Genomic DNA, 19,674 nt, shown 5'->3' on the forward strand with positions numbered 1-19,674 from the left:
AAACGTTGACTTGACTCTAGCGTCCTTAGAGCCTTGAAGATTATATAAAATAGCCCGGATCCACAGCAGATCCGGGCTAAAATAATCCTATATAAACAACTTAAAGCTCAACTGAATCCGCAATAGATCAATTTCAATATTCCGGATTCTGAGCAACGCCATCATTTACAGCGTATTGAGGAATGGGGAAAGTAGGCGGTCCAGGTGTTTTTCCCGGCACTCCTGTAAGCGCATCCGGCCATTCACCATGCCTGACCAGGTCCGGAAGCCTCACCCCTTCAAAATAAAGTTCCCATGCCCGCTCCTGAAGGATGGCATCATTAAACTCATCTTTGGAGGAGAAATCTGTAAGTGCATACAAGCTTATACCAGCCCGGTCGCGCACTTCATTGATCAGATCTACAGCTTCTGTTGTAGGGCCGTCATTATTCTCATTGATCGCCTCAGCAAGCATTAACAGTACATCCGCATAACGGGCAATGACCACATCAGCAGCCTGATAAGCTCCGTCTCCTTCAGGGGGATATTTATCGAAGATAGCACCTCTTGCCAGAGACGAGTTCCGGTCATGTACAGTGGTATCACCATCCCCATTGACGGTTATATAACTGTCCACCAGCAGAGACCGCCTCTCATCCGCAGGATCAAAGGAATCATAAAAGCCCCAATCAGCTACGAAGACCCTTCCCCAGCCTCCTTTGCCGGGATAATTACTCGGACGGCAATAGTATTGATAAGCATTAAAGTTACCATTTGAACCTCTACCCTGTGATGATGGGTCATTAGTGACCGCCCAGATCGTTTCACTATTCTGGTCGGTAGCTTCCCTGAAAAGACTTGCATAATTATCCACAAGGTCGTAAACCCCCATATTCAGGATCGCTCTTCCGGCAGTTTCAGCATCTGCAAAGTTTTTCTCATTCATGTGGAGTCGCATCAATACAGTCAGCGCCAGCCCCCTGTTAAACCTTCCGTATTGTTCCGGGCTCACCGGCAGGTTATCCGCAGCAAACTGAAGATCAGCTTCAACTGCACTTACATATTCATCTCTGGAAGGTCGAACAAGGTTTGCCTCTGCTTCTGCATCACCGACCTTCTCCGGATCCAGGATCACGGGAACGGGACCATACATTTGCAACAAAAGCAACATGGCCCAACCCCTTGCCAGACGGGCCTCCCCGATCAATTGCCCCTTGTCTACACTTATGAAAATGTCATCTGGAGCTGCCTCAAGGTCGCCAATAATCGTAGTAGTACGGGTGATAAACCGGACTTTCTCAAAATGAGCACGGTTTCTTCCCTGCCCTACAAAAGGTGCAAAATTGCCCCGGCTCTTCGCATCCCATAACACGCCTCCATCTCCCCAGTCAGTGAAGATGGCCATCAGGTCCGTGGGTGCATCAAATAGCTGGACATGCCCTTCCTCAAGCCCAAAAAAATGATACTTTGTTCCTCCATCATTGTACGGCCATTTTACAGAAAATGGCACATACACTTCCATGGTATATAGTTCATATTCGCTTTCTGTCGATGGAAACGTGGTAGGATTCAACTCTCCAAATATCTCAGATTCCAGACCTTCCTTACAACTATACACTGTAAGGAGTAACACTAAAATTCCTCCTATAAATATTATCTTTTTCATTGCGATACTTTTTAAAATCCTTATTTAAAAATTTGCATTGATACCAACAGAATAGGTCCTTATCATCGGATAAGGTGCTGGTGCTCCTTTTACACCACGAGCCGCCACTTCAGGGTCCGCCCCTTTGTATTTTGTGAAAATGAACGGGTTCTGGAAATCAATATAAACCCTAAGATCACTGACTATATTTCTCACGGCAGGAGAAGTAAAAGTATAACCCAGCGTAATGTTTCTTGCTCTGACAAAATCGGCCTTGGTAACACGTACATCGGTTCCTACTCCGAGTTCATTCACTATAGCCACGGTCGACTCCTGATAGGAAATCCCTGGCAAAGTCCCATCAGGATTTTCAGAATTCCAGATCAAATCCATATCCTGTGTACCCGCTGATTCGGAATTGATTATTCCCCTGGAACTCGTCCAGCCCAAACTGAAGTTATTGCGGTAAGCGCCAAACTGTCCGTAAAGGAATATGGAAAGGTCAAAATTCTTGTACCTGAAGTTACTACCAAAGCCCAATGATAGCTTGGGTAGCTGATTGAATTTCTTCACATCAGCAGAATCTATCGTACCATCAGCGTTCTGATCAACAAATATCGGCGAACCTGCTACCGTAGCATTTTCCGGCTGCCAGGCAGGAGCTTCTTCGCCTAGCTGCAGGATACCATCGGTCTCAAAAGCATAGATCACATTGACAGGATCCTTAATCCCTTCATGAGCACGCAGATCATCCTCTTCATGTCGCTCTTCCCACCTGTGGGTATAGTTATAAAGATTGGCCGTAGCATTCCAGGTAAAATCAGAATTGCTGATGAGCTCAGCATTAAGCCCAAATTCTATCCCATCACGCACCTGATGTCGGCCGTTTACAAACTGGGTGCCCAGAAAAGACAAGGCAGGAGCATTTACCACCACCAGCATACGCGTAACATCTTCCCTGAAATAATCCAATGATCCGGAAATACGGTTATTGACAAGACCAAAGTCCAATCCTATGGTTTTATTCACAGTTTTCTGCCACTTAAGATCAGGATTATCCAGCCGGGTAATCAGGTATGGAACAAAGGTGGTTTGGCCTCCGTCAAAGCCCACCTGATCACCATCCGGTGTGTATGCGCCATAGGCATTATAATTTGCATTGCCCAACGTCCCTATACTCGCACGAAGTTTCAACAGGTTAAACACCGATAAGTCACTGAAAAACGGCTCATTGGATACCTTCCATGCCAAAGAAGCACTTGGAAACCCGTTATACTTTTGGTCCGGGAAAAACTGACTGTACCCATCATAACGATAAGATCCTGACAAAATGTATCGGTCCAAGATCGAAAAGGTACCTCGAGTAAAATAGGATCTTTTCTTATTTTTGTCCTTATCGGAGTTCACTATAGGTGCTCCCTGACCCGCCCCCACATTGGTGGTGTTAATGGCATCCAGCATCTCTGTGGCCTGAAGGCCAAAACCAAACTGATCATTGATGTACTGACCTACCCCAGCTACTACGCTAACATTAAGGAAGTCTGAGACATCATCTGTAAATGTGGCATAGGCTTCCATCGTTTGCTGTTGTCTTTTTCTCCAGTCCAGGGAAGCCCGGGCACGGTAATCGTCAAACCAGTTAGTGGTGGAAGGAATGAAAAAATTCCGGAGGGAATTTTCATAATTATTCCCATACAGCACTTTTGCCGTTAACTTCCCGGGTATGATCGTAAAGTCCAACGAAAGATTGGCATATAGCGAGTTATACTCCGTTTCATCATCCATATCAAGCAAGCCTATGGGATTGCCTCTCAGTTGGAAACGTGTAAGTTCGCCTGTATTCGGATCTCTGACTGGCAAATATGTAGGGTAGGAAAGAGCAGCTTGCAGGGCGGTAAACCCATTAGCTCCGGCTCCACCTGTCTGCCAACCGGCAACCGTATTTAGAAAATTGTTTCTGTTGGCTATGATATTGGTACTTACTTTCAGAAAATCAGCCAATTGAAAGGACAGATCCGCTCTCCCATTGAATTTTCTCATCTCTGAGTTTTCTACCGTACCCACCTGGTTGAAGTAATTACCTGAAAAATAATATGTGACCTTTTCAGTACCTCCGCTAATGCTCACTGAATGGTTGTCTACACTTCCATCTCTAAGAACAAAATCTACCCAGTCTGTGGCTCCCGCCGCAGCTGCGGCATCCATGTCTGCCTGGCTAAATGGCATAGGAACGCCAACGGCCGGCCTGGGGCCAAATGGAACCATCGAACTGTCTGACAAATACAGGTCTTGAGTATACCGGTTGAAATGCTGCATGTATTCCACCGGGCCCAGAGGCTCAATATAAGGGTAGTTGCGTTGGAAGGAATGGCTGGCATTATAGCCTACGTTTATCCGCTCGCCTTTTTTCCCTTTCTTGGTAGTGATCAAAATAACTCCACCGGCAGCACCAATACCGTACATGGATGCCGCACCGTCTTTTAATACTTCAATGGATTCAATATCACTCGGGTTCAGACCGGCCAACCCACCACGGTTTACATTATTAATCTCCGAAAAATTAACTCCTGGCTCAAGTCCGCTATAAGGAACAAGTACGCCATCAACTACTATCAGCGGGTCTTCGGTCCGCCCTCTTATAGTAAGATTGATATTCCCGCCTGGCTGAGCGCTCTCCTGAGTTACCCGCAGACCTGGTGCTCGCCCCACCAGCAGATCATTTATGTTGGCATTGGCTGCTTTTGATACCTGAGCCGGATCCACTTTGGATATAGAAGTTGTTAAATCCTTACGGGTCGTCGTTCCATATCCCACTACTACAACTTCTCCAAGCTCCGTCACATCATATTCCATCGTTACATCAATAACAGAACGGCCATTTACGGGTATCTCCTGAGACAGATACCCTATGGAACTGTATGCCAACGTGGCATCCTCAGGTACCTCGAGAGAGTAATTCCCGTCCACATCCGTTATAGTCCCATTGGTCGTTCCTTTCTGCAGGACACTAACCCCTGGTAACCCTGACCCATCTTCTGATGAAGCTACTGTTCCGGTAACTCTTTGTTGCGCACTCAAAGTCATCGCACTAAAGAGACCAAAAATGATTAGTAAATAATTCTTCTTCATAGGCTGTAAATTTTAAACTTTAAATATTATTATGGTTTATTCTATTATCCACACTACAACATCCAAACTATTCGCTGCAATACTGAATTCAATCCGTATATTTCTAAAAGTCATAATTATTGTGACATTATCAGATGATCAATTAAATACGATAAACACATAGAAGTATCAAATTATGCAATTCACAAAGACCCTATTCAAAAGTACACATAGGTGAGATGAATAGGATGGACATATTTTTTGTATTTATGGACAATAGTATGATTTAATTGAGAGATTTACCCGGAAGAGGCTCTGCATGTTTTTGATTAATTAGATTTCTGATAAAACCAGCTATCTTATGAAAACCAAAACACCTGGAAGGCTAAAGAAATTAGGCAACTGGTAAGACATCAGTCGGGCTGATATAGTAGTAACCCGTAAGGGTAAAAAATGTGCTAACTAAAATGGATCCACACGAGATTTGGGCAACCCCTCTGTCTTCCATTCAAAAATCTTCATACCCGAATTATTGCAACTCACTAACAGCAGTACACTTCTATCCGCTAATCTGATCTTCTTAATGTCCCTGATCTCACCTTTTACCATCCATCCGCTTTCCATGAGAGGAATCAGGTCAAAACTCCCGTCACCATTGCCCTTTAGCATCACTCCATAACCAGCGTCGTATTGCCCAAGATTTACAGTAGCTCCATGAAAATTTCCACCGAGTAGCAGGTCTGGATAATGGTCCCGATCAAAATCCTCCGGATGTATACTAAATACCGGTGAAAACTGGGCCTCTAAAGGGAGCGGATGCATTTGAAAGGTCCCATCACCAAGGTTTTCAATGTATGATGACTCAAACGTATACGCCTTTTTGACTGTAGCGCCTTTCAGTTGTTCGTCAGTAAAAATATCATTGATGGTCTGCACCTTAGAATAAGCATTATAGCTTGGAAATTTCTTCCGCAAGGATGGAAGTTGCTTCACCAGTTCATCTAAAGTAGCAAATGGTGTACTGACTCCATCTTTATAAAAACATAAAATCTGATCCAGTGCATTATTGTGATCAAAGTCCTTGATATAAATGGAAGCCGGCTCCTTTGGAGAAGCCTTTATTTTTGCATTTAATCCCAGATTCCCTACTATGAGATCCTGATCTCCATCACCATCCATATCAACAGCAGTGACACAATTCCACCATCCGTTGGTTTTGGCCAGCCCAGCCGAATTCGTGATCTCGGTCAGTTTCTCTCCGGTGTTTTTAAATATAGATACAGGCATCCACTCTCCCACCACGACAAGATCCTGCAGTTGATCCTGATCTATGTCAATCCATACCGCATCGGTCACCATTCCGATACGTGTCAGCTGGGGAGCGACTGCCTCGATTACATCCTCAAAAACACCTTCCCCATTGTTTTGCAAAAGATGGCTTTTGGGACTTATCCCATAATGATTTATCACTGAGCGACTACCCACAAAAAGGTCAAGATCCCCATCTCTGTCAAAATCTGCTGGTTTGACACAAGAACCGTTAGAGATCAACCCTCTGGGTATCTGGCCTGCAGATTTAAGGTAATTGCCTTTTCCATCATTGATATACAGCCGGTCTTCAAGGTGTTCGGAAGTAATACTCCATTCATTTCCACCGCTGGCCACATAGAGGTCAAGATCCCCATCTCCATCCGCATCAAAAAGCGCCACCCCAACATCTTCGTGCAATGAATCCCTTTCAAAATCAATCTGGTAGCTCTTAACAAACTTCCCGCTTAAATTCTGCAAGAAAAGCTGACCAGCCTGGTAAGCTGCCCCACCGCAGTAAACATCTTCAAGCATGTCTCCATTGACATCACCTATCGCTAATTTAGGGCCCTCGGTGGACAGCTTATGCGGCATAAGGAACTGCCAGTCGTAATCCACAAATTCATTTTCCTTATGCCGGTAATCAATTTCAAAGTCTTCGGTTATGTCCTCAAAAAAAAGTGACTCTTTTTCGGGCACCGGATAGTGATATTCAAGTGAGGCTTCCTTTTGATTAAGCTTTACCAATTTTCCGGACTGGATATTGGTCAGAATTTGCATTTTTCTGTCAGGCCAGATGACTTTCAGTGTATCAACCATTTCGTGCTTACCAACACCAAAATGAAGAACTTCATCTACGGTAGAAAGAAACCCTCTAACGGGCATTTGCTCCTGGTATAACAACTGCCCGTCCACCTTGAGGATCACTTTTGCACCAATACCCCTTGTGTTCTTTCCTGCTCCGATCAGTTGTACCTGCAGATAGTTATTCTGAGTGATGGAGTCCGCATTATTCCGGTAAATGAATGCCTCCTGATTAATGTTGTTCATAACCATGTCCAGATCGCCATCATTATCGAGATCAGCATAAGCCACTCCATTGGAAAACACAGGTTGGTTCATTCCCCATTCCTCACCTTTATCAGTAAAAGTAAGATCACCATTGTTTTGATAAACCTTGTTTGGAATTTTCTCCGACGGCATTTTATCTATTAGCGTAGGGCTTAATTCGGGCTTGTTCTCAATGAATTCATTGATTTCTTTGTCGCTTTTATTTTGAGTCTCCGAGTAAACCAGCTGCCACTTGAATTTGATATAATCCTTATCGTTCGGCCTTCTTACAATGCCATTGGTGATGTACATATCCTTATGGCCATCGTTATCAAGATCACATAGCAAAGGGGCCCAACTCCAGTCTGTCGCATAAACCCCCGATAACGGGGCTATATCCGAAAACAATCCGTTGCCCTGATTGAGTTGTAGTGTATTTCTGGCTAGCTGTGGATGATATCCGTTACGGATCTTGATATCGTAAACATTCTCAGGCTCCTCGCCAACGGACTTCTTGAGTATTTCCTCCTTTTCTGGCAGCATATCCAACACCACTATGTCCAGCAGGCCGTCATTGTTAAAGTCGGCCACATCGTTGCCCATGGAGGAATGGCTGGTGTGCCCCATAGACTGTTCCAGGGTTTCCTTAAAGGTCCCGTCACAATTGTTGATGTAGAGGTAATCGTTCTCATGAAAATCATTGGAAACAAACAGGTCGATACACCCGTCGTTATTAAAGTCTCCTGGCATGACAGCCAGTCCGTAGCCAATCGGGCTATCGTAAATCCCTGCCTCATGCGTAACGTCCACAAAACGACCGGCTTTCTCACTCAGATCATTTCGTAAAAGTTTATCACCAGCTTTAGGATCATGCTGATATCTTTTTGTTGAAGGGCCAAAGTTTCGGGAGTGGTGGACACTGTGATTGAGAAGGTAAAGATCCAGGTCACCATCGTTATCATAATCAAAAAAACTAGCCTGTGTAGCAAAACCGCTAAAGTCCACCCCATATTCTTCTGCCTTTTCGGTGAATCTTACCTTTCCTTCTTCCAATGAACCACTATTTATAAACAATTGATTGTTTCCCTGGAAGTCCTTATAACCTGCAAGCTGGGATACATAGATATCCAGATAGCCATCACCATTTACGTCTGCCATAGCCACCCCGGTAGACCAGCCTTCTATTCCTTCTACTCCCGCGGCTTTGGAAATATCTTCAAAAACAAAGTTTCCCTTGTTGAGGTAAAGCTTATTAGGTAACAGGTTGGCCGTAAAAAAAATATCTTTAAGCCCATCATTGTTTACGTCACCTACTGCCACTCCCCCTCCGTTATAATAATACAGATACTCCGCAATGTTAAATTCAGCTTTTTCCGGAAGCTGATTTGAAAAAGTCACCTGGGTATGTGTAGAAGGTAATAATGTAAAAAGCTGTAATTCTTCATTGCCGTCGGTACACCTCGAAAAAATCACCACACTACAAATAGCAGTCAGGAGTTGAGTTTTTCTTTCGATGTACCTCATGTATCTCATGGACTTGGTGAAGTTAGGATTCTTTTTTTATGAAACTCAATGTCTTAAACTGTAAAGATCCCTGATACGGGGTTATGTTTATTATAGTTTATTATAGCTTATTCTACTATTCTGTTATTGTATCATATTGCTCGATTTTCGAAGTAACCATAAGATCAAGTATTTTTGAAATCATCAAGTATCACGAGAAATTTCTCGAAATACACGAAAATAGCTGGTGTTTTACTTATTATATTTCATTTATTATATTAGCTACGATTCAAAAGTACCAATTAGTTTGACTTGAGTTTATGGACATAATTTTTGATCTTATGGATAATAGTATGATTTATACAATCAAGTTACGGTATATTTTCCTTTCACGAATTCTGCACACGCACTTGCTATAAATGACAAAAAATGATTCACTCAGGCATACAAAATGACCATAACGATTTTGAAGCCAGATTAAAGGCCGGTTTCCTTGGTCAGCGAATGATCGTTCTTCCCCGAAAAATCCTGACTTCCATAAAAAAAAACAGTCTGATCAATCAATTATATGTGACCGACATTGGCTTTTTTCCCCATGCCAAATTTCATTTTCGGGAAAGGAAAAACGGAAGCAAGCAATATATATTGATATACTGCATGGAAGGTCATGGTGTCATCAATGTAATGGATACTAAAATTGAGCTAAAGCCTAACTCATTTTACATCATTCCACCGGAAGTAAGACACGCTTATTATGCCGTTCAAAAAGACCCCTGGAGCATTTATTGGCTACATTTCACAGGTCCACAAGCTGAAAATTTATTCAGAAAATTCAATAAAAAAAATGCGATTGACGCAAGATCTATTTCATTTGAAGAAAGACGTGTTAATTTATTTGAGAATTTAATGGATGTGCTGGAAGATGGGTACAGTTCTGGTAACATGGAATTTGTAAATATATCTCTATGGCAACTAATCGGGTCCTTCATTTTCAATGACTATTTCAGAGAAATAGGAAAAGAAAAAGCTGAGGAAGATGTTGTTACCCGCTCCATTAAATACATGAAAGGACTCCTGGATCAGCCTCTCAAAGTGGATGCAATTGCTCGCCATTTTAACTACTCCAATTCTCATTTCTTTTCACTTTTTAAAAAGAAAACCGGATACTCACCCATTCACTATTTCAATCACCTCAAAATACAGAAAGCTTGCCAGTATTTGAGTTTTACGGATATGAGCGTAAAAGAAATTAGCTTTTCTCTGGGCTATGAAGACCCGCTGTATTTTTCCAGGCTGTTTAAAAAAACAATGAATATTTCACCGCTCCAATATCGTTCAGAGTACAAGCATTAACGGGTATTTGGTAATCGATGATCTGTAATCGGTGTTCCGGTAGTTAGCAACCAGCAATACAACAATACACTGGTATATCATATTATAATCCATTCATTCAAAAAAAATATCCATGTATTAAAGCTATCATTACTTCTATTTTTGTATTTCACATGAAAGAATATAATTACACTTTTTTATTGTCGATATGCTCAGTGGCAGCTCTGGGAGGGTTTCTCTTTGGATATGACTGGGTAGTGATCGGCGGAGCAAAACCTTTCTATGAATTGTATTTTGGGATTTCCAAAAGTCCGGGACTGCAAGGATGGGCGATGAGCAGTGCGCTGGTAGGATGTATTGCCGGGGCGATTATTGCAGGCACTTTTTCGGATCGCTATGGAAGAAAAAAGCTACTAATTGCCGCATCCGTGCTCTTTATCATATCGGCATACGGGACAGGTGCCGCTACAGGCTTTTCCATGTTTATCCTTTACAGAATAGTCGGAGGGATAGGGATCGGCATAGCATCCACGCTGTCTCCGATGTACATTGCAGAAGTGACCCCGGCTAAAATAAGGGGCATGTTTGTTTCTATCAATCAATTGACCATCGTCGTGGGGATTTTGGCTGCCCAGATAACCAACATGCTCATTGCCGAAAAAATCCCCGAGCTATCTTCAAATAACGAAATATTGACAAGTTGGAACGGACAATACGGCTGGAGGTGGATGTTTTGGGCAGAATTAGCTCCAGCATTCCTGTTTTTCATCTTTATGCTCTTAGTTCCTGAAAGCCCGCGGTTTTTATTAAAAGTGGGAAATGATGAAATGGGAACAAAAATCTTAAGGAAGATAGGCGGTCAAATTTACGCTGAAAATACTTTGGCCGGAATACGAAAAACGCTTTCATCCGATCGAATAAAGTTATCAAAGGAACAGTTCACAAATAAAAGATTTTTGTCCATACTCATCATCGGTATCGTCCTGGCATCTTTCCAGCAATGGTGCGGGATAAACATCATATTCAACTATGCCCAGGAAGTTTTTCAATCTGCCGGATATTCTATCAATGACATGTTTTTTAATATCGTGTTAACGGGAAGCGTAAATCTTGTTTTCACTATTGTAGCTATGCGGTATGTTGACAAACTGGGCAGAAAAAAATTGATGCTCATTGGCGCAGGAGGCCTGACAATTATTTATATCGTATTGGGCGGGTTTTATTTCATAAATTTTAACGGGTGGCCTATGTTAATCCTGGTGGTTACAGCCATAGCCGTTTATGCCATGTCGCTGGCGCCCGTAACATGGGTGGTATTATCAGAGATCTTCCCCAATAAGATCAGGGGTGTGGCCATGTCAATTTCTACACTGGCCCTTTGGATATCATCTTCACTTTTGGTGTTGACATTCCCGTATCTTAATAAGACGCTTAATACATCGGGCACCTTCTGGGTCTACAGCGGGATCTGCCTGGTTGGGTTTATTTTCATCCTTAAAAAACTGCCCGAAACGAAGAATAAAACACTGGAAGAAATCGAGGAGATCTTAATGCAAGAAAAATGAAAAAAGTAAGTATCTGGCAAGAGAAAATAGTTATTCCCACTTACACAATTGGAGAGCCTGAGAAAAATCCTGTTTTCATTGAAAAACGAGTGTACCAGGGAAGCAGTGGTTCCGTGTATCCCTACCCGGTCATTGAAAAAATACATGACGAAAAAATCGATAAAGAATATACCGCTGTTTACCTGGAAAACGATTTTGTCAAGATCATGATCCTCCCGGAAATCGGCGGCAGGGTACAAATGGCTTATGATAAGACCAAGCAAAGGCATTTTGTTTATTATAACCAGGTAATAAAACCCGCCCTTGTAGGACTTACAGGCCCTTGGATTTCGGGAGGGATTGAGTTTAACTGGCCCCAACACCATCGTCCCACCACATTTGATCCGGTAGATTTCTGTTTAGAGGAAAATGAGGACGGAAGCGCTACGGTTTGGTGCAGCGAGTTGGAACGAATGTTCCGTACGAAAGGGATGGCCGGCTTTACGCTATACCCTGACAGATCATACCTGGAGATTAAGGTGAAGCTGTATAACCGCACGCCTTTCCCTCAGACTTTTCTCTGGTGGGCAAACCCTGCAGTAAAAGTCAATGATGAGTATCAGTCGGTTTTTCCTCCGGATGTGAATGCCGTATTTGACCATGGAAAAAGGGATGTCTCAACATTTCCCATCGCGAAAGGAACCTATTATAAGGTTGACTATTCACCGGGTACCGACATTTCACGATATAAAAACATTCCGGTACCTACTTCCTATATGGCGGTTGCTTCTAAATATGATTTTGTCGGTGGATATGAAAATGACACCAAGGGAGGAGTTCTTCATGTTGCCAATCACCATGTGTCACCCGGGAAAAAGCAGTGGACCTGGGGCAATGGTGATTTCGGTCATGCATGGGATAGAAACCTTACCGATGAAGATGGCCCGTATATCGAATTGATGTGTGGCGTATATACGGATAATCAGCCTGATTTTTCGTGGATAATGCCCAATGAGCAGCGGGAATTTGTCCAGTATTTTATGCCGTACCGGGATTTGGGAGTAGTGAAAAACGCTACAAAAAATGCCATGGTAAACATGGAGGTAGATAGAAATTCAATCATCATAAAAGCTTATACAACTGGTATTTATCCGGATTGCCAGGTAATGTTAATGAGTGGGGAAAACACATTATTCAACGAAAGATATGATGCTTCTCCCGGCAACTCATTCTGCAAAAAAATTGAATTTTCTAATGGCATCTCCATTGAATCATTAAAAGTTATTGTCTCTGACAAAAACAATGCGGAGCTGGTCGCCTGGCAATGGGAAGGGCCGAATGGAAGTGATATTCCCGAACCAGCCAAACCTGCATTAGAACCATCAGACATCAAATTGACTGAACAATTATTCCTGACCGGTCAGCACATTGAGCAATACAGACATGCTACCTACAATCCGGTAGATTATTACGGGGAAGCCTTGCGCAGAGATCCTCAGGATATTCGAAGCAACAATGCAATGGGGCTTTGGTTGCTGAGGCGAGCAAAATTTAAAGAGGCTGAAAAATACTTTAGGCAAGCAGTTGAGAGGTTAATAGAAAAAAACCCTAATCCATACGACGGAGAGCCATTGTACAACCTGGGTTTGTGTTTAAAATACCAGGGAAGAATTGATGAAGCATACGACTACTTCTACAAAGCCGCATGGAATGCCGGCTGGCAAAATCCGGCATACTTTTCAGTAGCCCAGATTGATTGCATAAACAAAAACTGGTCTTTGGCCCTGGAACATGTCAACAAATCACTGGCAAGAAATATCCATGATCAAAAAGCCTTGCATCTGAAAACCATTACCCTGAGAAAACTGGATAAAAACACTGAGGCTTTACAATTGGCTGATGAATCTATTTCAGGTGACGCATTTAATTTTGGTATTTTATATGAGAAATATCTGATTACTGATTCTGAAGAAGACAGACAGGGGCTTACAGACCTTATTCGGAACAATATCCATAACTATATAGAATACGCGTTGGATTACGCTGGCGCCGGGTTTTATGAAGAAGGGATTGGATTGTTGGAATTAGGATTAAAACTATCCGAATCCAATTATCCAATGGCATTATATTATATAGGTTGGTTCTTATCCAGCTTAAACAAAAAGGAAGAAGCGCTCAACTATTTTCAAAAAGCTTCTGGTGCAGATCCGTCCTATTGTTTTCCAAACCAGGTAGAATCTGTAATTGCTTTAAGAGAGGCCATTAAGCTTAACGCTTCCGATGCTAAAGCATATTACTACCTGGGCAACTATTGGTATTATACCAAACAATACCAGGATGCCATCTCCTGCTGGGAGGATTCGGTAAAAATAGATCCTCAATTCCCCACAGCATTCAGAAACCTGGCGCTTGGATATTTTAATAAACTCAACCAGGAAGAATTAGCATTAGAACACCTTGAAAAAGCATTTTCGCTGGATCAAAAGGATGCCCGGATCTTTATGGAGCTGGATCAATTGTATAAACGAATGAATAAAGATATTTCCTGCCGTTTAGAATTTCTGGAAAAGCATCCGGAACTGGTTGAAAGCCGGGATGATGTTTACCTGGAGAGGATTGCTTTATACAACATTCGGGGCGACCATGAAAGAGCATTCGACCTTTTAAAAAACCGAAAATTCCATCCCTGGGAGGGAGGAGAAGGCAAGGTGACAGGCCAATATGTGGCAACCTTAATTTTTCTTGCAAAGGAAGCGCTGAAAAGCTCAAAATATAATGAGGCAATGGACTTTATCAAGCAATCCCTAGACTACCCTCATAACTTAGGAGAAGGCAAACTATACGGAGCACAGGAAAACGACATCTACTATTGGATGGGAGTTATACTCAATAAAATGGGCAAAACTAACGAAGCAAAAGAATGCTGGAAAAAAGCAAGCCTGGGAAATGATGAACCAAACGCTGCTGTTTTTTACAATGATCAACACCCGGATAAGATCTTCTACCAGGGATTGGCATTACTCCAGTTGAATGAAACCGAGAAGGCCAATATGAAATTTAAAAAACTGATCAGATATGGCGAGGAACACTTAAATGATACTATTAAGATTGATTACTTCGCCGTTTCACTGCCTGACCTGATGATATGGGAAGACGATCTGAATAAAAGAAATCAAATTCATTGTCTTTACTTGATCGGCCTGGGTCAGCTTGGTTTGAAAAACTTCAATGAATCCGAAATCAAGCTAAGCAAGGTTTTGGAAATAGAACAGGCTCACCTTGGGGCAATTGCCCATAAAAAGGTGATTGAAGGTCAAGTGGTGTAAAACCATAAAGAATGTTATTCTTCCTTCATGAAAAATGACTAATTCTACTTTCTCAAGTTGCGGCTAAGCAGTAAGGAAGTATGGGTTTGATAAATTTTTCCACAACCCCCATCGCCCCCTTTGATGAAAAAAGGGGGAATATTTGTATCAAACCCGTACTCCGCTATGATCATTCAATATAACTTGACAAAGCCGCTCTAATGTTAATCAATCGCTTTTGACCCCATTAACCTCATAAAGCCAGGCGATCAAAGCAGTCGGCCATTTGGAGCTGGGACCCGAATCTCCTTCGCGAATGCCAAATCCGTGGCCAGCATTAGCGTAAATGTGAAGCTCCGCGGGTATGTTTTGCTCTTTGAATTTTAAATAGAGCCTGGCCATGCCTGTGGAAATGCTCTCCATGTCCTGAAATCCACCCAGGATAAACGCTGGTGACGACTGACCGGAGAGGGTGATCTCGTTTACCCAGGCAGGATAAATGAGGGCCTGAAAATTCGGCTTGCTGCTGAATGTTTCAACCTGACCATCTGCGTCCACACGTCCACTGTCGGCATAAATGTCCGCCATAGCGGCAATCTGTCCACCGGCAGAAAATCCCATAACGCCGATTTTATCCGGATCGATGTTCCATTCGGACGCCCGGCTCCTTACCAGTCTGATGGCTCTGAGCATATCCTTTACCGAATGATCTTCAATGGTATAGGTTGAGTTTTCAGCTCTTGCCAGGCGATACTTAACTATAAAAGCCGCTATTCCGTTTTCACTCAGTTTCTTCGCAACGTTATGCCCTTCATGGTCGATCCATATTTCACGGTGCCCGCCTCCAGGTGCAATGACAACCGCAATGCCGGTAGCTTTTTCTTTGGAGGGCAGGTAAGGTGTTACCGAAGGGTTGTGGACATTTGAGATCACATGATCCCCGGTCGGTTCATAAATCCTCACGCTCTCTTCACCACCCCCGGATTTGGCCCCGGACGCTCCGTCTGGCCACAGCGAAATGGATTGAGGTTGTTGAGCGTGAGACACGCAAAGCGCTGTCAGAACGAAAACGAAAGTCAACTTGTATTTATAATTGTTCATGATTTAAACGGGTTAAGCTATTCTTCAAACAGTTCATACGCTTTACTGAGGAACAAAGGATTTACCGGCTCATGGCGAGGCATATTCAGGTAAACCAAGGCAATCATGTCGTTCTCAGGATCGATGGTATACGATGTGCCATACAGGCCACCCCAGGCATATGCTGTATTCGATACTTCGGGAACCGGTTTCTTCTGCTCATTGTACAACTCAAATCCGAGTCCGAACTGGAAACCCTCTCCGCCAGCATTTTCTTCAGGTAGCCGGTTGATGGTCGTCATCCGTTCTACGGTTTCAGGTTTTAAGATTTGATGTCCATTAAATGTCCCTTTGTTGAGCATCATCTGGCAGAATTTGGCATAGTCTTCAATGGGGCCATTCAGTCCGATGGCGCCTTCGGCATAGGTCTGTTGCTCACTGATGGTTCCTTCGCTAAACATGTTGGAAGCAGGCTCCAGGTTTCCGTCCACATAGTTATAAGCCTTTACAAATCGGCTTAGCGCTTCCGGTTCATAGTACCAATCCGTCTCATCCATTCCGAGGGGTTCAAGTACCGTTTCTTTCACATATTCCTGTAACGTTTTCCCGGAAATACGCTCAATCATGTACCCAAGCATATTGGTGCTGACGTGGTAGCTCCATTCCGTTCCCGGATCAAAGCCGAGTGGATATTTCACCAAATCGAGCATTTCGTCTTCCAGGTATTTTGCATTGGGATCACCACCGAAACTATGCTGACCGCTTGGAGTTTGTTCCGGCCTCATACTTTCAGGACCTGCTATGGTATCAGCGTTTTGCCTTTCGGCACTACGAATTTCCCTCACCAGCCCGGCGCCAAGTCCCGAACTGTGAGACATCAAATGAACAAAGGTCATTGGTGATGCCACAGGCCTTGTCTCGTAGGTTCCGTCTTCGTTGACAGCCGTCACTACCTGATCCGGAATTTCAGGGAAATACTTAGAAACCGGATCGTCGATGGCTACCAATCCTTGCTCAACCAGCGTCATGAAAGCAACGGTTGTAACTGCTTTGGTCTGTGAAAAGAGGATGTAATAGTCATCTACCGTAGCGGGGACCTTGTTTTCGATATCTTTCCAACCGAACGCTTTATGGTACACAACATTACCGCCTTTGGCCACAAAGCCAACCACACTGCTCACTTTCTGCTCGTTAACTAATGACTGAAACAGCGAATCGATACCACCGATTTTTTCCTTTGTGGTACCTGCTTCCTGCAGATCAACTTCATGATTTAAATTTTGCGGTCCGCCGAAATTCTCCTTTTTCGCATTGCACCCTGATGCCAAAATGGCAACTAGCAATACGGCGCTTAAGTATATTGTTTTCATCTGCATGTTTTATTTACAATTCAATCTCCTTCCTTTTGCATGAAATCCGGGAATCCGCTGTCTGTCCAGCGCACTACCCTGGCCCGGGTGGCTCTGTTGGGATCAGCTAATTCATACCCCTGAATTTCTTTATAATCACGAGCATGGTAGATCATGACCACTGTTTCTCCATCTTCAGCAGTCGTAAATGAATTATGACCAGGACCATATCGGTCTAATTCTTCATTGGTATAAAAAACCGGCCCCGGAGATTTGTTCCAGTTGGAGGCTTCCAGCAAGTCAGCCTTTTCATCGATCCACAGTAGCCCCATACAGTAGTTGTGATTGGTGGCGCTGGCAGAATAGGTCACGAAGATCTTTCCGTTCCTCTTTAATACAGCCGCGCCCTCGTTCACATTGTATTTAACCCTTTCCCAGTTAAATTCGGGCTCCGTGATCACTACCTCCGGACCAGTTAGGGTAGTGGCATCTTCCATTTCTGATATAACCAGGGCCGTGCCATTTTCTCCTCCTCTTACGTTTTGTGCCCATATCAGGTACCGTTTTCCCTGGTGCTCAAAGGTCGTCGCATCAAGCGAAAAGGATTCTATATCCGTTTTGATCTGCCCTTCTTCTTTCCACTCTCCTTCCATGGGATCTTCGGAAGAATTAGATAAGGTCCACATCCTGATGTTCCAGATTTTCTCCGCTTCCCCCGCGGCAAAATAGATATACCATTTCCCGTCTATCCTGTGCAATTCCGGCGCCCATATATGATGTCCCATTACCCCTGTTTCATGCTTTCGCCAAAGCACCTTTTCTTCGGCATCCTTCAGGCCATTTATACTATTCGCCTTTCGTAGCACTATTCTGTCATATTCCGGTACCGTAGCAATCAGATAGTAAGTCCCATCGTTTGCTTTATACACCCAGGGGTCCGCTCGTTGTTCCGCTATGGGATTGTCGAATTCAATGGATTGTGAAAAAACCGGATTGGAAAAAGTAACGAGGATTGTTACTGCTATAAAAATGCTGTTGAAACTCATACTTTTAAACTCATTTTGGAATTGGGATAACACAAATGTTCATGGATCTGCCATCCTCGGATAACATGGCGGATTGAATCTCGATTTTTGTTCCATCAGGACTAAAAGTTGGATGGGGATGATCTGCCGCAGTAGCTTTATGTCCTGCAGACAGGAGGATCATCTCTCTTGTCTTTCTGTCGATGAGGTAAATATTTCTGTCAAAATCATCTCCAACCGCATACCTGACATCAGACGAGCCATGTACGTGCCAAAGACCGCTCCCTTCTTTTGTCTGGCCGACGATGATCATTTCCCTTGTTTTGATATTGACGATGCCCAGACCAGTTGGCTTTTCCCTGGTTCCGGAGGGGCCCCATGCTGCTTCCTGTCCCGGATTTGCACCATGCACACCGGTAGCTGGTGCTTCCTCACCGTCGGTACCGGGTATTTTTCGATGCCCCATGATGGCAAAAGCTACTTCCTCAGGACCAATAACAGCTTCGTGGGTTACCCACTCGTAAGGGGCCTCGGGATATAAAGGCCGGAGACCTGTTCCATCAGCATTAACAATCCAGGTTCGTTGAGGCGATTTCCCACCTGTTTCCCAACAAAAGACAATCTGGCCGGGAACCCAGGGATTTGTTTGTATATGACCTACCTGGAACGGCACAGAAATCACATATTTTATTTCTCCTGTTTTGATATTCATTCCGGCAATACCTCCGGGGCCTTCGCCCATATTCCTGGGGCCAAAATCTTCTTCAATTTCTGTTCCCTCCGGCAGGCGCTTCATGGCAGCCTCACGTCCTGCTCTAAACCAGACCCATTCTTCATCTGCATCAAGGGCCATGTCTCCACCGGCGCCAAGTTCCGGCGGGGTACTTCCACAAATACGTTGATATTCTGAGGCGGATTTCAGATTTTCCGATTCGCTATCCTCAAATAGTTTTTTCAAATCAACTTCGATTACTTCCACTATATCTTCATTCGAAGCGCCCGAAGGTTTTCTCATGAAATAAAGTTTCATGGACTTCCGTGCCACACAGAGCATCCCTGTATAACCCCCCTCGGTAACCTGAACAATATCTCCTGTCACCTCATTCACTGCCATTGCTTCCCCCTTGACCCTGCCTGACCGAAAGACTACCCATTTTCCATCAGATGTCCATTGGTTATGGGTAGGATAGATCTTCGAATCTCCAGCCGGAGTACTGGTCAGAAATATCAGCTTATGACCCGTAACAGGGTCATTGATCACTTTCCTCTCTGATGGAAAGCGCGTACCGATCTGACCATGAACGGGCGTAATAATCGCAATAAAGGCGATTTGAATGATCAATAGTTTAAGGGTGATTTTCATCTTTCTTTTATTTAACATCTATTGGAGTTAGAGAAAAGATTTTGTTTTCAAAGAAAATTCGCCAAATCTACCCCTAAATCCCC

General features: G+C 43.6%; 10 protein-coding genes. 3 read left to right on the forward strand and 7 right to left on the reverse strand.

The annotated features are described in order from the left end of the window. Positions 1 to 133 precede the first annotated feature (133 nt). From AC3E9V_RS22530 to AC3E9V_RS22540, 3 genes are all read right to left on the reverse strand, one after another. Positions 134 to 1,645: a RagB/SusD family nutrient uptake outer membrane protein gene (locus AC3E9V_RS22530; protein ID WP_488750427.1), complete on the reverse strand. Its 1,512-nt coding sequence runs from the start codon at positions 1,643 to 1,645 to the stop codon at positions 134 to 136. A gap of 24 nt (positions 1,646 to 1,669) precedes the next feature. Continuing rightward, positions 1,670 to 4,753: a SusC/RagA family TonB-linked outer membrane protein gene (locus AC3E9V_RS22535; protein WP_488750428.1), complete on the reverse strand. Its 3,084-nt coding sequence runs from the start codon at positions 4,751 to 4,753 to the stop codon at positions 1,670 to 1,672. Positions 4,754 to 5,194: 441 nt separating this feature from the next. Then, entirely contained in the window at positions 5,195 to 8,614 is a 3,420-nt protein-coding gene (locus AC3E9V_RS22540; protein ID WP_488750429.1) for a VCBS repeat-containing protein, read from the reverse strand. A gap of 408 nt (positions 8,615 to 9,022) precedes the next feature. On the opposite strand from AC3E9V_RS22540, the gene AC3E9V_RS22545 reads away from it, so the two are divergent. The 3 genes from AC3E9V_RS22545 to AC3E9V_RS22555 all read left to right on the forward strand — a co-directional run bounded on the left by AC3E9V_RS22545 (position 9,023) and on the right by AC3E9V_RS22555 (position 14,795). Further along, positions 9,023 to 9,946 carry an AraC family transcriptional regulator gene (locus AC3E9V_RS22545; RefSeq protein WP_488750430.1) on the forward strand — a complete coding sequence of 308 codons (924 nt, stop codon included), beginning with the start codon at positions 9,023 to 9,025 and terminating at the stop codon, positions 9,944 to 9,946. Positions 9,947 to 10,098: 152 nt separating this feature from the next. Then, positions 10,099 to 11,490 carry a sugar porter family MFS transporter gene (locus AC3E9V_RS22550; RefSeq protein WP_488750431.1) on the forward strand — a complete coding sequence of 464 codons (1,392 nt, stop codon included), beginning with the start codon at positions 10,099 to 10,101 and terminating at the stop codon, positions 11,488 to 11,490. Further along, positions 11,487 to 14,795 (forward strand): DUF5107 domain-containing protein, encoded by a 3,309-nt coding sequence (locus AC3E9V_RS22555; protein ID WP_488750432.1) that lies wholly within the window; start codon positions 11,487 to 11,489, stop codon positions 14,793 to 14,795. Before AC3E9V_RS22550 ends, AC3E9V_RS22555 begins: the two co-directional genes overlap by 4 nt. Before the next feature lie 207 nt (positions 14,796 to 15,002). Here AC3E9V_RS22555 and AC3E9V_RS22560 read toward each other — a convergent pair whose 3' ends face one another. The 4 genes from AC3E9V_RS22560 to AC3E9V_RS22575 are packed head-to-tail and all read right to left on the reverse strand — an operon-like array spanning position 15,003 to position 19,591. Beyond that, positions 15,003 to 15,875 (reverse strand): alpha/beta hydrolase, encoded by an 873-nt coding sequence (locus AC3E9V_RS22560; protein ID WP_488750433.1) that lies wholly within the window; start codon positions 15,873 to 15,875, stop codon positions 15,003 to 15,005. Positions 15,876 to 15,892: 17 nt separating this feature from the next. After that, positions 15,893 to 17,224 (reverse strand): serine hydrolase domain-containing protein, encoded by a 1,332-nt coding sequence (locus AC3E9V_RS22565; protein WP_488750434.1) that lies wholly within the window; start codon positions 17,222 to 17,224, stop codon positions 15,893 to 15,895. A 20-nt stretch (positions 17,225 to 17,244) separates the two neighbouring features. Then, positions 17,245 to 18,249, reverse strand: a complete 1,005-nt coding sequence (locus tag AC3E9V_RS22570; protein WP_488750435.1) for a glycoside hydrolase family 43 protein — start codon at positions 18,247 to 18,249, stop codon at positions 17,245 to 17,247. Positions 18,250 to 18,259: 10 nt separating this feature from the next. Next, a complete protein-coding gene (locus tag AC3E9V_RS22575; RefSeq protein WP_488750436.1) occupies positions 18,260 to 19,591 on the reverse strand; it encodes a hypothetical protein in 1,332 nt (443 codons plus the stop codon). Positions 19,592 to 19,674 lie beyond the last annotated feature (83 nt).

This window comes from Marinoscillum sp. HNIBRBA16962, from assembly GCF_057801515.1.

Coding starts and splice junctions, on each gene's coding strand:
- AC3E9V_RS22530 (WP_488750427.1), bottom strand. CDS start 1,645: ATGAAAAAGATAATATTTATAGGAGGAATTTTAGTGTTACTCCTTACA.
- AC3E9V_RS22535 (WP_488750428.1), bottom strand. CDS start 4,753: ATGAAGAAGAATTATTTACTAATCATTTTTGGTCTCTTTAGTGCGATG.
- AC3E9V_RS22540 (WP_488750429.1), bottom strand. CDS start 8,614: ATGAGGTACATCGAAAGAAAAACTCAACTCCTGACTGCTATTTGTAGT.
- AC3E9V_RS22545 (WP_488750430.1), top strand. CDS start 9,023: ATGATTCACTCAGGCATACAAAATGACCATAACGATTTTGAAGCCAGA.
- AC3E9V_RS22550 (WP_488750431.1), top strand. CDS start 10,099: ATGAAAGAATATAATTACACTTTTTTATTGTCGATATGCTCAGTGGCA.
- AC3E9V_RS22555 (WP_488750432.1), top strand. CDS start 11,487: ATGAAAAAAGTAAGTATCTGGCAAGAGAAAATAGTTATTCCCACTTAC.
- AC3E9V_RS22560 (WP_488750433.1), bottom strand. CDS start 15,875: ATGAACAATTATAAATACAAGTTGACTTTCGTTTTCGTTCTGACAGCG.
- AC3E9V_RS22565 (WP_488750434.1), bottom strand. CDS start 17,224: ATGAAAACAATATACTTAAGCGCCGTATTGCTAGTTGCCATTTTGGCA.
- AC3E9V_RS22570 (WP_488750435.1), bottom strand. CDS start 18,249: ATGAGTTTCAACAGCATTTTTATAGCAGTAACAATCCTCGTTACTTTT.
- AC3E9V_RS22575 (WP_488750436.1), bottom strand. CDS start 19,591: ATGAAAATCACCCTTAAACTATTGATCATTCAAATCGCCTTTATTGCG.